The following is a 13,133-nucleotide window of genomic DNA, read 5'->3' as shown; positions in this document are numbered from 1 at the left end:
GCAAAGCGCTCATGGAGGTGAGCCATGGAAGCCTCAGCCATTCCCACTTTGAAATCAACAGGCTGGGTATCCGTTTTGTCGATTCTGGTGATGCTGCCGGTAATCGGCCGGGCAGATACCGGTCAGATTGCCCAGCCGTGGCGGGCCGAGGCTGTGGTGGAGGGCCGGGACGAAGCCTACGACAAGGAACGGTTTCTGAATGAACTCACGTTCCGGCACAGCCAGCCCCTACCCACTGCGGTCGATAACGGTATCCGCGGCACCGGCGGCAGTGTGAGCAGCCGTCGGCTCTATTACGATTTCCGTTTTCGCCAGGACTTCGGATTCCGGGATGACCGCAACGGCTTCCTGCTGGACATCCAGCGAAGCGAGGATCTGGACGGGGCCTATCAGCGTCAGCTGGTGGGATTCCGGCAGGCGGTAACCGACGATACCGAACTCTGGCTGCAGGGCGACGTGTATTCGGACAAGTCCCTGTCCGATGTCTATTTCAGCGCCCGCCACCGGGTCGCCGACAACCACTGGATTCATGCAAGCTGGATCCTCCCGGACGCCTACTTCAACAGCAAGACCGACTCCCCCGACGAGTTCGAGACTTTCCCCCACTCCTGGTTTATCCAGTGGCACCGCGGTGGTGTCGAACCGGACCTGGGCACGACGGTATCCATGACCCTGACGCCCGAATCCTCCTTCATCAGCCGGCAGGAAAGCCTGCAGGTGGACAGCGGAAGTGTCCGGGCAGCCTTCAGCCATCGCCAACAGGTCGCCAACTGGCTGATCACAATGGAGGTCGATGGGGAGCGCACCCGCCGGGATTACCGGCTATTTGCCGAGGGCGAGGACCGGAGCACCGGTTTCGACCGCAACCATCTCCAGTTGCTGGCTGGAGCAACCTTCACCGCTCACCGATTGCAGCCAGGATTCGGGATTGCCTACCGGGATCTGAACGAACAAGGCTTTTTCGGCCGGGCCCTGAACGACGAGGGCCGGATTCGCCGGCGTGAACCGACGGTTTTCGGGGAGTTTTCGCTGCCGCTCACGCCCGGTGTAAGCCTGCGACCGGCGGTGTACCTGGGGCACGCCCACATACGGCAGAGCTTTGAAGAGGAAACCGACAGGGATTTTGACGGCTTTATTGGAAAACTGGCATTGCCCTTCGAGATGGTTCTCTCCCGTCAAGACGGAGCCGTACTGACCCTGAACCCGACGTTCTACCTTCACGAATCGGAATTCGGTGGCGGCAACCTGCAGCTGCACTGGCCGCTGTAACCGCAGCCACAGCCCTGGCTGGAAGCACGTTCACCCCCGCTCGGCCCGCACCGCTGCCAGGGCCGCATCGAGAGTCGGATAGAACCGGCTGACCCCCTCCTCCGGCTTGATACCGGCGCGGGCGAGGGTCTTCAGGGGCTGGAACTGCAGGTCGGCAATAACCACCTGGCTGCCACTGTCACGACAGGTATCGATCAGTTTGGTCAGTGCGGAAAGACCACCGGCATCCAGGATGGTGACGCCGTCCATATAGAGAACAAAGCCCCGGGCCTGGCGTGACAACTCCGCCAGCTCCCCGAAAATCCGGTCAGCAGCGGCAAAGAACAGCGGCCCGTTGATCTTGAATACCTGCCAGCCCTCAGGCAGCTCCTCCCGGGCGATACGCCCGCTTTTGGTGATGTCGGTTACCCGGGTCATCTGCGCCATTTCGCGCATGAACAGCACCGCCGCCAGCAGGACGCCGGTAGTAATGGCTATCACCATATCCAGGGCCACGGTCAGGCCAAAACAGGTCAGAAACACCAGAACGTCACTGCGGGGGGCGGTCTTCAGCAGATGCACGGCCTTGGGTGCCTCGCTCATATTCCAGGCCACCATCACCAGCAAGGCGGCCATGGCCGGCATCGGCAGGTAGGCGAGCACCCCCGCCAGCGAGACCAGCGCCAGCAACACGACACCGGCATGGATCATCGCCGCCACCGGGGATTCGGCACCGGCACGGAAGTTGGCGGCGGAGCGGGCAATGGCGGCGGTGGCGGTAATCCCGCCGAAGAAAGGTACCACCATGTTGCCCAGACCCTGCCCCATGAGCTCACTGTTGGCGCTGTGGCGCTTGCCGGACATGCCGTCGAGCACCACCGCACACAGCAGCGATTCGATCGCCCCCAGCATGGCGATGGCAAAAGCGGCAGGCAACAATTCCCGCAGCAGATCCCAGGACAACCCGAGCGGCTGGCCATCCGGGCCCGATTGCTGCCAGGGCCAGGCAAATTCCGGCAGGAACGGCGGAATACCCGCGCCCTCGGTGCCATCCGGCAGCAGGTAACTGAAACGGGAACCGATGGTCTCGATACCCGCACCGCTGGCATTGAACCACAGGGCAAGGCCACTCCCGATCAGGACAGCCGGCAGGTGCGCCGGCACCGGTGTGCGCAGCCGGGGCCAGATCAGCATGACCGCCAGGGTGGCAAGCGCCACCAGGGTGCTCATGCCATCCACATCAGGAAGCGCCTCCGCCAGCACAGCCAGCTTGTCCCAGTAATGTTCCGGCATCGCGGCCACAGGCAGGCCAAAGAAATCCTTCACCTGCAGCGTAGCAATGACCACGGCAATGCCGCCGGTAAATCCCAGGGTGACCGACTCGGGGATATACTCGATGAACCGTCCCAGGCGCATGAGGGCCATGATCACCAGGAGGATGCCGGACATCAGGGTCGCCAGTAGCAGCCCACCCAGGCCGTATTCCTGGGCAATGGGATAGAGGATGACCACAAACGCCGCGGTCGGGCCGGAAATGCTGTAACGGCTGCCGCCGGTCAGGGCAATGATAAAACCGGCGATGAACGCGGTATAAAGACCATACTGGGGCGCGACACCGCTGGCGATGGCCAGGGCCATGGCCAGGGGAATCGCGATGATCCCCACGGTAATGCCCGCCATCACGTCCCGGCCGAAGCGTCGCCCGGTATACCGCTCGTTCACACAGGCCTCGCGGAAGGCGTGGGCAATTCGCAGGGAGAAAAGATGGGCGCGGTGGGGCATGAACGGTAACTCGACTTCTGGAATGTATGGTTTACATTATATGCTCATAATCTGTACATTCAATGTTAATCAAATTAACATATCAGCCACTCAATCGCTGAAACAGGGTCCGAACACACCATGGAAAAACGCACCGCACGGCTGACACTCCTGATCGATCCGGAAAAAAAAGCCGCGTTTGAAGCCCTCTGCAAGCAGGAAGACGTCACGCCCTCCCAGAAGGTCCGCCAGTTCATCCGCGAATACGTGGAATCAAAACTGGGGCCGGACTGGCGTGAACAGGAACAGCAGAAAACCGACTGAGCCAACGGCCGTATATTCTCGTTATGAAACTTCGCCTGTCTGCCCTGCCCCTGATACTGCTATCCGTCACCGGATGTGTTGCCATGCCTTCTGAATCAAACTCCGTCACAGCCCCCGAGAGCCAGTATGACGCCCGCGTGATCGACGGGGAAGCCGGCACACCGCTGACTGTCCAGCAACTCGCCGGACGGCTGGCCGACACCGATATCGTGGTGGTGGGTGAGTATCACGGCCATCATGCCTCACACCTGTTGCAGGCTCGCCTACAGCAGGCCCTGTTCCGCGAGAGCCCCCGCCAGGTCCTGACCATGGAGCAGTTCAATGTGAATCGTCAGGACGTACTCGATCGTTTTCTGGCGGGAGACCTTGGCGAAACGGAAATGATCGAGGACGCCGAAGCCTGGGACAACTACCGCGCCTCCTACCGCCCGCTGGTGGAGTTCGCCCGGCAACAACAGCTGCCGGTGATTGCCGCCAACGCCCCGTCGGATGTGGTGCGCTGCGTCGGCCGCAAGGGCCCGGGCTACCTGGAGACCCTGCCCCCCGAAACCCGGACACTGCTGCCCGAGACGCCTTTTCTCGACACACCGGCGTACAAGGAAAAGTTTGTCGAGGCCATCGGTGGCAGCCACGGCACCGGGGATGGCCAGCTTTCGGAGCGTATGCGCAACACCTACCACGCCCAGCTGCTACGGGATAACACCATGGCCAGGGCCATCCTGGACGCGCGGGCAAACCACCCGGGGCATCAGATCCTCCATACCACCGGCACCTTCCACAGCGAGGAACGGCTCGGCACCGTGGCCGTGCTGGAGCAACGGGCACCCGGGCTTTCCATCGCCGTGATCACCCCGGTGTTCTGGCCGCATGAGAAAGACAATGTGCCGCTGGAGGCCAACCGCTCCAAGGGTGACTACCTGTACTTCATCCAGCCCCTGCCCGAGGAATTCCGCGATCCGGAGCGCGAGAGGGAGGCCATGCAGGCCCTCTTCGGCAACCGGAAGTCGGCCGACTGCGAGTAACCCTTCAGGTTCCGGGCGAAGCCGAAGCGAGCGCCGCCCGGAACACCCTGAGATCATCCTCGCTGAACAGCACCAAACGGATCAGACGCACTGAGGTGAGCCCTGGCACGGCTTTGCGAATAGCGTTCACCGCAACCCTGGCGGCCTCATCAATCGGATAACCAAATACCCCGGTCGAAATCGCGGGAAAGGCGATGGACGACAAGCCATGGCGGTCCGCCAGCTCAAGGGCGTTCCGATAGCAATCCGCCAGCAGCTCGTCCGACGGCGTATCGACGCCATAAACCGGCCCCAGGCAGTGGATCACATGGGAGTTGGGCAGGTCATGACCGCCGCTGATCACCGCCTGTCCCGGCTCGATAGGTGCAAGGCGGCGGCACTCCTGCGCCAGTCCCGGGCCGGCGGCCGAGTGAATGGCACCGGCCACGCCACTGCCCGGCATCAGCCGCGCGTTGGCGGCGTTGACGATGGCATCAATGTCCGGCTGGTTGGCAATGTTGCCCCGCACACTCTCAATGGAAACCTGTGTCATGAAACTCCCCTTTTCCGGCTCTCCGGTTCCCGGTAGTCTTGCCTGATAATCAGGATAGCAGGCCCTCAAACGAGGGCCTCGGAATACAAGGAGCGGGTATGAAAGTTGTCTCGGCATTGATTCTGGGCATCAGCGCCATTATTGCCGCCTCGCTGCTGAGCGACGGCCTGACCGGACTGCGTACCGCGGATCGTTTTGTGACCGTCAAGGGCGTTGCGGAACAGGAAGTACGGGCGGACCTGGCGCTCTGGCCCATTCGCTTTGTTGCCACGGGTGAGACTCTCAGTCAGGCCCAGGAGCGGGCCCGTGCCAGCCGGGACGCGATCATGGCCTTCCTCAAATTACAGGCCATCGACGAAACCGCGGTGGAGCTGTTGCGGCTGGATGTCACCGACACCCGCGCTAACCCCTATCCCGGCAACAACACCGAGCAGAAGTTCATTATCAACCAGACCCTGATGGTGCGCAGCTCGGACATCGACCGTATCCGCCAGGCCGCCCAGAACGTCAGTGACCTGGTGGACTCCGGCGTCGTGCTCTCTTCCGATTACGGCCCTGGCGGCCCCACCTACCTGTTCAGCGGCCTGAACGAGATCAAGCCGGCCATGATTGCCGAAGCCACTGCTTCGGCCCGGGAAGCGGCACTGCAATTCGCCCGGGACGCTGACGCCGAATTGGGCGATCTGCGCCGGGCCAACCAGGGCGTGTTCCAGATCCTGGCGCGGGATCAGGCTCCCGGCATCCGGGAGGACCAGCAGCCGGTCAAGACCGTGCGCGTGGTCTCCACTGTCGAATATTATCTGCGCTGAGGATTGCCCCTCACAGTTACTGGGTCGCTACCATTTCATCGGTGACCCGGTATTCCCCCATCAGCCAGCGCATCACTTCGATGGCGGCCGGATGGTCGTAGGCGTCGTAGGTATGCAGGAGGCTCTGGCGCTTCTCATCGCTGATCCGCCCAAGGCCACCATCCTGCAACACCAGCAGGTCGGCCTGTAGCTGGTGGGCAAGCTCACTGCCCAGCAGCTCCCGGGCGGCATGCAGGAATGCCTGGCCATACTGGTAATCCGGCCCCCGCCGGTAGGATTCAGCCAGGGTAATCGCCGGAATGGCGGTCAGGCTCGGCTGCAGGGCGGGGTTGATGCCATGGCCGGCCAGGTGGGCGGCATTGGCGGCCGGCCTGCCCGTGAAGGCCCGCAAATGCAGATGCTGGGACATGCGGTCGCCGTCGTTGACCGGGTAGTTGTCCCAGAGCACAGGTTTTCGTCCCAGCAGATCACCCACCCGTTTCAGGTGGCCCGGCGAAACTTCCCGGGAGCAGACCTCCTCTCCGGTCCAGAAAATATTGACGTCACGGTCAAGCGCCCGGCCCAGTGTGACCAGGTAATCGGCGGGTCGATCCCCGAACACACGGTCCAGCACCGGATCGTCGGAATAATAGCTGGGGCAGACGCTGAGTCGGGGAATGTCGGTATGGTCCCGGACCCAGGCCACGATATCAGCCTGGACCCGTGCCAGATCCGGCGTATCCGAGCGCATATCGTCAAACAGGATGGCGAGCTCGTCGAGGCCCAGCTTTTCCAGGCCCGCCAGCTTCCGTTCCAGGGCGCTACGCGCCTCATCATCAAAACGATTGAAAATCTCATAGGGACTGAGCCCGACGCCGAAGCGTACCCCGTGTTCCCGGCAGAACTGCCCGTAAGAGGCCAGTTCAGCGGCTTCTGCCGGTGGATGTGGCTCCTGCCACCGGCGGCGCAGAAAGGGATCCGCTTTGGGAGCGTACAAATAGAATTCGTAACCGTGTGGAACCAGTGACCTGAGAAGGCTGCGACGCTCCGCCCAGGTCCAGAGAGGACCGTAGAACCCTTCGATAATGCCCAGTGGTGTGGTCATGGTCTTCCTTCTCCTGCCCAGTGCCTGTTCACAGGACAGGTCTGGACAATATCGTTAAGCTGGTCTGTCATGTTACACCCGATTATTGACTAGACTCACCAATAGAAGAGCCTTGAATTGAGGTAAACAGGAGAACCCATGGAAATCAAAACTTTCGCCGACCTGATTGACTGGACCCGCCAGCTGCACGCCCACCTTGCCCGCTGTCTGAAGGAATCTGCCGGACAGCACCCGAACGAGCGGGCGAGCGCGCTGCTGGACTACATCAGCACCCACGAAAGCCTGCTCGAGAGGGCGGTGGCCGAATACGAGAAGCAGGCCGACCCGAAAGCGATGAACACAAGGCTCTACGACTATGGAGTCCACAAACCGATCGAACGCAACCGCACCTGCGACATCCACTACAAGGATCTCGACTTCGCGGGCATCGAAAAGGAGATCTTCGATTTTCACGATCAGGTCATGGATCTGTATGACTCGCTGATCGGCAAGGCCGAAATTCGTGAGGCCAAGAGCCTGCTGGAGGATCTGAAAGCCCTCGAAGAACATGAGGCGATGCGTTTGGCCAGCCAGATCGGACGGATGGATGACGTCTAGTACGTACGACCTAAGTATAATGATCCAGACTAATTCGTTCCGTTCGGGCGCAATAATTGCTACCGTGAACTAACATATGGAGTTGTTCATCCCTACAGGGAACGAAACACCTCACAAAAACGACAAGAGGATAGAAGAGCAATGAAGATCCGTTCTGTTCTTTCCGCGGCTGTGCTGGCTGTGGCAACTACATTTGCCGCCACGCAGGCGCACGCACAGGAAAAATTCAACCTCAGACTGGCAGAGACCTGGGGCCCCAACTTCCCCATCTTCGGTGACACCACCAAGCGTTTTGCCGAAACTGTTGAGAAAATGTCCAACGGTCGCATCACCGTTCGCATCGACTCCGCCAACAAGCACAAGGCACCGCTGGGCGTCTTCGACATGGTCAAGGCCGGCCAGTACGACATGGGCCATTCCGCATCCTACTACTGGAAAGGCAAGGTTCCCGAGACCCTGTTCTTCACCAGCATGCCGTTCGGCATGAACGCCATGGAACAGTATGCCTGGTTCTATCACGGCGGCGGCATGGAGCTGATGCAGGAAGTGTATGAGCCGCACAACATGCTGTCCTTCCCGGGTGGTAACACCGGCGTCCAGATGGGCGGCTGGTTCCGCAAGGAAATCAACTCCCTGGAAGACCTGCAGGGCCTGAAGATGCGTATCCCGGGCTTCGCCGGTGAAGTCTTCGCCGAGGTTGGCGTCAACCCGACCAACATCGCCCCGGGCGAGCTGTACACCGCACTCGAGCGCAACACCATCGACGCGGTTGAGTGGGTAGGTCCGGCCCTGGATCTGCGTCTGGGCTTCCAGCAGATCGCCGACTACTACTACACCGGTTGGCACGAGCCGGCCACCGAGCTGCAGTTCCTGATCAACAAGCGGGTCTGGGAAAAGATGCCGGAAGATCTGCAGGAAATCATGCGTGTAGCCATGCGCACTGCGTCCTACGACATGCTGGTTCATTCCCAGCACGCCAATGCTGAAGCCTGGGCCAACATCAAGAAAGAGTATCCGAACGTGCAGATCAAGCAGTTCCCGGATGACATCTTCCAGGCCATGTACGACGCCAACAAGAAGCTGCTCAAGGAAGCGGCCGAAGACAGCGAAATGGCTGCCAAGATCATCGAATCCCAGCAAGGCTACCTGGAACAGAGCCGTGCTTACACCGACATCTCTGAGCGCGCATATCTCAACACCATGGCCGAAGTCGAGTAAACTAGGGCCGTTCTGATTGAGAGCCGGGATCGCTTTCGAGTGGTCCCGGTTTTGTCGTTTCTAGCAACCAAGAAATACCAAACCGCTTTGCGGGGGATGTTCGATGGGGTTCATTATCAAACTGGATGAGGGCCTGGCCTGGCTCTCGAAAATCTGCGGCTGGATAGCCTGCGTGGCCATGATCCTGATGGCCGCGAACGTGTTCTATGATGTGGTCGCACGTTATGCGTTCAACGATGTTTCCATTGCCATGCAGGAAATGGAGTGGCATCTGTATTCGGTCGTATTTCTGCTGGGTATTCCCTACGCCCTGCGCACGGACGGGCATGTTCGGGTGGACGTGTTCTACACCAACTGGAGTGACAAGACCAAGGCCTGGGTCAACCTGGTTGGTGCAATCATTTTCGTTATTCCTTTCGCCTACCTGATCGGCATTTACGGCTATACCTTTGCCGTGGACTCCTACAACATGGGCGAAGGCAGCGGCGACCCGGGCGGGCTGCCGCACCGCTGGGTCATCAAGGCCGTCATTCCGTTCACCGCTGTGTTCATGGGGACCGCCGGCCTTAATATGGCGACCTTTGCCATCCGGGTCCTCTCCGGCGAAAAACGGTATGAAGTGGAACACAGTGGGGGAGGTCTCGCATGATCGGTATGATTATGTTCGGCGTGGCCCTGGTCATGCTGATGCTGGGCTTCCCGGTGGCGTTTACCTTCGGCGGCGTTGCGCTGTTCTTCGGTATCTTCGCCGAGGGCATGGATCTGTTCGCATTCATGCCTTACCGGATCATGAGTGTGATGCAGAACACCGTTCTGATGGCGGTTCCCCTGTTCATCTTCATGGGCGTGGTGCTGCAACGTACCCGTCTGGCGGAACAGCTGCTCACCTCCATGGGGCGCCTGTTCGGCGGTCTGCCTGGTGGCCTCGCCATCTCCACCATCCTGGTGGGCGCCCTGCTCGCTGCCTCTACCGGCGTGGTCGGCGCCAGCGTGGTCGCCATGGGCCTGATCTCGCTGCCGGTCATGCTGGCCCACAAGTACGACAAGCGCCTGGCCACCGGTACCATCTGCGCCTCCGGCACCCTGGGGCAAATCGTGCCACCGTCCATCATCCTGATCATTCTGGGTGACGTGCTGGGCCTGCCGGTTGGCGACCTGTTCAAGGCTGCAGTCTGGCCCGGTATAGTGCTGATCGGTCTGTACATCATCTACATCCTGATCATGACCCGCCTGAAGCCGGAAACCGCTCCGGCCATGCCGGAAGACCCGACCCGCTCTCGCAAGCAGGAGATCGTCTCGGCTTTACTGGCAATCATTCCGCCGCTGGCACTGATTGTGGTGGTCCTGGGCTCGATCTTTACCGGTATTGCCACGCCTACCGAATCCTCCGCCCTGGGTGGTGTCGGTGCCGTGGTACTGGCCATCATCTACAAGCAGTTCTCGTTCAAGATGGTATGGGATGCGGCCAAGGACACCGTCAGCGTGACCGCCATGGTCTTCGCTATCCTGATCGGCGCGACCGCCTTCTCCATGGTGTTCAGTTACACCGGTGGTGATTACCTGCTCGAAGAATGGCTGATGATGCTGCCGGGCGAGCAGTGGGGCTTCATCATCCTGGCTATGGCGGTGATCCTGATCCTGGGCTTCTTCATCGACTTCGTGGAGATATCCTTCATCATCGTGCCGATCCTGGCGCCCATAGCCGAAGCCATGGGCATCAACATGCTCTGGTTCGCCATCCTCATTGCCATGAACCTGCAGACCAGCTTCCTGACCCCGCCCTTCGGGTTCTCGCTGTTCTATCTGAAGGGGGTGGCACCACCGGAAGTGAGGACCACGGATATCTACAAAGGCATTATCCCGTTCATTGCCATACAGATATTCGTGCTGGCGTTAATCGTCGTCTTCCCGGAGTGGTTCGGGATGAGCTCAACCTACTGAGCCAGCGGATCCCTGATAAACCGGGCTTTCGAGCCCGGTTTTTTTATGCCCGACCGGAACTAACCTGACAATTTGTGATCGTTTTCTATACTGAACGGAAGTCACTCATTTCAGACAGGTAACCGAGGGAAGGGGAACCACATGACTGAGAGTACTGCCCGGAAAACCGAACGATCGGAAAAAGAGCAGAAAGCCCACGTTCTGACCCTGCCACTGGCCGACACCCGGGTTGACCGCGAGCCACACAGTTATGAACGCTGGCTGGTCACCAAGCTGATGCGCATGGCCGGTTCGCCGCCGGTACGTTTCCGGCTCTGGAACGGTGATGTGATCGAACCGGAGCACCAGGAAGTCAGCTTTACCCTGCATCTCAAAGATCCCAAGGCCCTGTATTCGCTGGTTGCCAACCCCAACCTGGCCTTTGGCGACCTGTACGCCGCCGGCAGGCTTGATATCGAGGGCGACCTGCCCGACCTGATGGAAACCCTCTACCGGGCGGTCCATGCGGCACGCGAGAAGTGGCCCCGTTGGCTGGACGCACTGTGGAAAAACCACAACCCCCGCGCCACCGGCATTGCCGAAGCCAAGGAAAACATCCATCACCATTACGATCTCGGCAACGAGTTCTACCAGCTCTGGCTGGACCGGGCGGAAATGCAGTACACCTGCGCCTACTACGAAGCGCCTGACCTGACCCTGGAGCAGGCCCAGCTCGCCAAGCTGGAACACGTCTGTCGTAAACTGCGCCTCAAACCGGGCATGACGGTGGTGGAGGCGGGCTGTGGCTGGGGTGGCCTGGCCCGCTACATGGCCCGTAACTACGGTGTGAAGGTGCACTCCTACAACATTTCCAGGGAACAGCTCGCTTACGCCCGCGAGGAATCCCGACGGCAGGGGCTGGACGGTCTGATCACCTACGTCGAGGACGACTATCGCAACATTGAGGGGCAGTACGACGCCTTTGTCTCCATCGGCATGCTCGAACACGTGGGCAAGGAGAATTACCCGGCGCTGTCGGAGCTGATCAAGCGCAGCCTGAAGCCCAATGGCATTGCCCTGCTCCACAGCATCGGCCGGAACCGGCCCATGCTGATGAACGCCTGGATCGAGAAGCGGATCTTCCCGGGCGCCTACCCGCCCAGCATTGGCGAGTTCATGGAGATCTGCGAACACAGCGATTTCTCGGTACTCGATGTGGAGAATCTCCGGCTGCACTACGCCCAGACGCTGACACACTGGATGGAGCGTTTCGAGGCCAGCCAGGACAAGGTTGCGGACATGTACGACGAGCACTTCACCCGGGCCTGGCGCCTCTACCTCGCAGGGTCCATCGCGGCCTTCCGGGCCGGGTCACTGCAACTGTTCCAGGTGGTGTTCACCCACGGGGGCAACAACCAGCTGCCACAAAACCGGGGGGATCTTTACACCTTCCCGGCAGCCCCGGAGGAGGCCTGATGGATTACTACGACCTGATCATCGTCGGGGCCGGCCCCGCCGGCTCGACCCTGGCCAAGGCCCTGGAGAACACCGACAAACGGATCCTGATCATCGACAAACAGGACTTCCCCCGGGACAAGACCTGCGCGGGATGGGTGACTCCGGCGGTCATGAAGGAACTGGATATCGATCTGACAGATTATGGCACCGGCCGAACCCTTCAGCCGATCCGCCGGTTCCGGATCGGCATGATGGGCCAGGCACCGGTGGAGAATGATCATGGCGAGGTGGTCAGTTATGGCATCCGGCGCTGCGAGTTCGATAACTACCTGCTGGACCGGGTGACAACGGCCACCCGACAGTTGGGCACCCCGGTAAAATCCATCGAACGCCGGGACGGCAACTGGGTCGTCAACGAAACCTGGGAGGCGCCGCTGATCGTCGGTGCCGGCGGCCACTTCTGCCCCGTTGCCCGGCTTCTGGGTGAAGGCCCGGGTAGCCATGAAACGGTAGTGGCGGCCAAGGAAGTGGAATTCCAGATGACCGACGAACAGGCCAGCGTCTGCCAGGCCCGGGGCGATACCCCGGAGCTGTGGTTCTGCCGGGATCTCAAGGGCTACGCCTGGGTGTTCCGTAAAGGCAACTATCTCAATATCGGCCTGGGCCGTGAGGACAACCACAAACTGAGCGAACATCTGCAGGCATTCGTCGAGGAGATGAAAACCAGCGGCCGCATCCCTGCCGACCTGCCCGGGCGCTTCAAGGGCCATGCCTACCTGCTGTATGCTCACGCCGAGCGCCCGCTGGTCGACGACGGTGTGATCCTGATTGGCGATTCCGCCGGACTGGCCTATACCCAGAGTGGTGAGGGCATCCGCCCGGCCGTGGAATCCGCCTTGCTCGCCGCGGAGGTTCTCCGCAAGGCGACGGATTATTCCGCCTCATCCCTGCAGGTGTATGGCGACGCCATTGCCGAACGCTTTGGCAACCGGGCGTCGGACACGGAGCAGGGCTGGCAGGTACCGGACTGGCTCAAGTTACCTCTGGCCAGCACCCTGATGCGCTCCCACTGGTTCACCCGCAAGGTGGTGACCGAGAAATGGTTCCTGCACCGGGAGGTGCCGCCACTGGAAGTTGCCGTTTAAGGCACAAAAAAATGG

General features: G+C 60.6%; 13 protein-coding genes. 10 read left to right on the top strand and 3 right to left on the bottom strand.

The window, feature by feature from the left end; genetic code table 11:
- Positions 1 to 24: 24 nt before the first annotated feature.
- Positions 25 to 1,269 carry a hypothetical protein gene (locus tag BM254_RS11730; RefSeq protein ID WP_092003590.1) on the top strand — a complete coding sequence of 415 codons (1,245 nt, stop codon included), beginning with the start codon at positions 25 to 27 and terminating at the stop codon, positions 1,267 to 1,269.
- Between the two features lie 30 nt (positions 1,270 to 1,299).
- Here the strand turns inward: BM254_RS11730 and dauA are convergent, their stop codons facing one another.
- Positions 1,300 to 3,030 (bottom strand): C4-dicarboxylic acid transporter DauA, encoded by a 1,731-nt coding sequence (dauA, locus tag BM254_RS11725; RefSeq protein ID WP_092003587.1) that lies wholly within the window; start codon positions 3,028 to 3,030, stop codon positions 1,300 to 1,302.
- A 120-nt stretch (positions 3,031 to 3,150) separates the two neighbouring features.
- Here dauA and BM254_RS11720 point away from each other — a divergent pair, with 120 nt between their 5' ends.
- Together BM254_RS11720 and BM254_RS11715 are read left to right on the top strand one after the other, a co-directional pair.
- On the top strand, positions 3,151 to 3,333 hold the full coding sequence (locus BM254_RS11720; protein WP_092003584.1) for a CopG family transcriptional regulator: 183 nt from the start codon (positions 3,151 to 3,153) through the stop codon (positions 3,331 to 3,333).
- Between the two features lie 83 nt (positions 3,334 to 3,416).
- On the top strand, positions 3,417 to 4,355 hold the full coding sequence (locus BM254_RS11715; RefSeq protein ID WP_092003954.1) for a ChaN family lipoprotein: 939 nt from the start codon (positions 3,417 to 3,419) through the stop codon (positions 4,353 to 4,355).
- Between the two features lie 4 nt (positions 4,356 to 4,359).
- Here the strand turns inward: BM254_RS11715 and BM254_RS11710 are convergent, their stop codons facing one another.
- On the bottom strand, positions 4,360 to 4,887 hold the full coding sequence (locus BM254_RS11710) for a macro domain-containing protein (RefSeq protein ID WP_092003581.1): 528 nt from the start codon (positions 4,885 to 4,887) through the stop codon (positions 4,360 to 4,362).
- Positions 4,888 to 4,985: 98 nt separating this feature from the next.
- On the opposite strand from BM254_RS11710, the gene BM254_RS11705 reads away from it, so the two are divergent.
- Positions 4,986 to 5,696 carry an SIMPL domain-containing protein gene (locus BM254_RS11705; protein WP_092003578.1) on the top strand — a complete coding sequence of 237 codons (711 nt, stop codon included), beginning with the start codon at positions 4,986 to 4,988 and terminating at the stop codon, positions 5,694 to 5,696.
- Positions 5,697 to 5,712: 16 nt separating this feature from the next.
- Here the strand turns inward: BM254_RS11705 and BM254_RS11700 are convergent, their stop codons facing one another.
- The gene (locus BM254_RS11700; protein ID WP_092003575.1) at positions 5,713 to 6,780 is read right to left on the bottom strand and encodes a beta-N-acetylglucosaminidase domain-containing protein; all 1,068 of its coding nucleotides are present in this window, start codon (positions 6,778 to 6,780) and stop codon (positions 5,713 to 5,715) included.
- Positions 6,781 to 6,918: 138 nt separating this feature from the next.
- Here BM254_RS11700 and BM254_RS11695 point away from each other — a divergent pair, with 138 nt between their 5' ends.
- The 6 genes from BM254_RS11695 (at position 6,919) to BM254_RS11670 (ending at position 13,118) form a co-directional block, all read left to right on the top strand.
- On the top strand, positions 6,919 to 7,377 hold the full coding sequence (locus BM254_RS11695; RefSeq protein ID WP_092003572.1) for an ATPase: 459 nt from the start codon (positions 6,919 to 6,921) through the stop codon (positions 7,375 to 7,377).
- Between the two features lie 141 nt (positions 7,378 to 7,518).
- On the top strand, positions 7,519 to 8,595 hold the full coding sequence (locus BM254_RS11690) for a TRAP transporter substrate-binding protein (protein WP_092003570.1): 1,077 nt from the start codon (positions 7,519 to 7,521) through the stop codon (positions 8,593 to 8,595).
- Between the two features lie 103 nt (positions 8,596 to 8,698).
- Positions 8,699 to 9,244, top strand: coding sequence for a TRAP transporter small permease subunit (locus BM254_RS11685; RefSeq protein ID WP_092003566.1), 546 nt, complete (start codon positions 8,699 to 8,701; stop codon positions 9,242 to 9,244).
- Positions 9,241 to 10,536, top strand: coding sequence for a TRAP transporter large permease (locus BM254_RS11680; protein ID WP_092003563.1), 1,296 nt, complete (start codon positions 9,241 to 9,243; stop codon positions 10,534 to 10,536). Before BM254_RS11685 ends, BM254_RS11680 begins: the two co-directional genes overlap by 4 nt.
- A gap of 141 nt (positions 10,537 to 10,677) precedes the next feature.
- Positions 10,678 to 11,991: an SAM-dependent methyltransferase gene (locus BM254_RS11675; protein ID WP_092003560.1), complete on the top strand. Its 1,314-nt coding sequence runs from the start codon at positions 10,678 to 10,680 to the stop codon at positions 11,989 to 11,991.
- Entirely contained in the window at positions 11,991 to 13,118 is a 1,128-nt protein-coding gene (locus tag BM254_RS11670; protein WP_092003557.1) for an NAD(P)/FAD-dependent oxidoreductase, read from the top strand. Before BM254_RS11675 ends, BM254_RS11670 begins: the two co-directional genes overlap by 1 nt.
- Positions 13,119 to 13,133 lie beyond the last annotated feature (15 nt).

It is taken from the genome of Marinobacter pelagius (assembly GCF_900114925.1).
GTDB classification, from domain to species: domain Bacteria; phylum Pseudomonadota; class Gammaproteobacteria; order Pseudomonadales; family Oleiphilaceae; genus Marinobacter; species Marinobacter pelagius.
This window is presented reverse-complemented; position numbering and strand designations above follow the sequence as displayed.

Bases quoted from the DNA above. Each gene is read 5' to 3' on its own strand.
- BM254_RS11730 (WP_092003590.1), top strand. From the start codon at position 25: ATGGAAGCCTCAGCCATTCCCACTTTGAAATCAACAGGCTGGGTATCC.
- dauA (WP_092003587.1), bottom strand. From the start codon at position 3,030: ATGCCCCACCGCGCCCATCTTTTCTCCCTGCGAATTGCCCACGCCTTC.
- BM254_RS11720 (WP_092003584.1), top strand. From the start codon at position 3,151: ATGGAAAAACGCACCGCACGGCTGACACTCCTGATCGATCCGGAAAAA.
- BM254_RS11715 (WP_092003954.1), top strand. From the start codon at position 3,417: ATGCCTTCTGAATCAAACTCCGTCACAGCCCCCGAGAGCCAGTATGAC.
- BM254_RS11710 (WP_092003581.1), bottom strand. From the start codon at position 4,887: ATGACACAGGTTTCCATTGAGAGTGTGCGGGGCAACATTGCCAACCAG.
- BM254_RS11705 (WP_092003578.1), top strand. From the start codon at position 4,986: ATGAAAGTTGTCTCGGCATTGATTCTGGGCATCAGCGCCATTATTGCC.
- BM254_RS11700 (WP_092003575.1), bottom strand. From the start codon at position 6,780: ATGACCACACCACTGGGCATTATCGAAGGGTTCTACGGTCCTCTCTGG.
- BM254_RS11695 (WP_092003572.1), top strand. From the start codon at position 6,919: ATGGAAATCAAAACTTTCGCCGACCTGATTGACTGGACCCGCCAGCTG.
- BM254_RS11690 (WP_092003570.1), top strand. From the start codon at position 7,519: ATGAAGATCCGTTCTGTTCTTTCCGCGGCTGTGCTGGCTGTGGCAACT.
- BM254_RS11685 (WP_092003566.1), top strand. From the start codon at position 8,699: ATGGGGTTCATTATCAAACTGGATGAGGGCCTGGCCTGGCTCTCGAAA.
- BM254_RS11680 (WP_092003563.1), top strand. From the start codon at position 9,241: ATGATCGGTATGATTATGTTCGGCGTGGCCCTGGTCATGCTGATGCTG.
- BM254_RS11675 (WP_092003560.1), top strand. From the start codon at position 10,678: ATGACTGAGAGTACTGCCCGGAAAACCGAACGATCGGAAAAAGAGCAG.
- BM254_RS11670 (WP_092003557.1), top strand. From the start codon at position 11,991: ATGGATTACTACGACCTGATCATCGTCGGGGCCGGCCCCGCCGGCTCG.